The organism is Pseudomonas baetica (assembly GCF_019733355.1).
Classification (GTDB): Bacteria; Pseudomonadota; Gammaproteobacteria; order Pseudomonadales; family Pseudomonadaceae; genus Aquipseudomonas; species Aquipseudomonas baetica_A.
In genome coordinates, this window is record NZ_JAIHLQ010000184.1 from 1 (window position 1) to 263 (window position 263).

A 263-nucleotide genomic window follows, 5' to 3' on the forward strand; every position below is an offset into this window, starting at 1 on the left:
TTGTTGTGGATCTGCAAAACCAGATTCGCAGTGCTGGTGTCACCGTCCGAATCGGTGATGGTGTAGGCGAAGGTTTCGGTGCCGTTGCCGCCGCCGTGCAAGGCTTTGAAGTCGGCGTCGCTGGTGTTCAGCGTGTAGGTGTAAGTGCCGTTGGCGTTCAATACCAACGTGCCGTAGGTGCCGGTGAATGTACCGGCCGTCACCGGCCCGGTGGGTACACGGTCGGCGCCTTGCACGTCGTTGCTCAGGACGTTGCCGGTCAG

Annotated in this window: 1 protein-coding gene; it reads right to left on the reverse strand. The window is 60.8% G+C overall.

The genetic code is table 11. The features are described 5' to 3' along the window. Positions 1 to 263: Ig-like domain-containing protein (locus K5E40_RS35875; RefSeq protein WP_221734457.1), on the reverse strand; the 263-nt coding region annotated here is incomplete at both ends.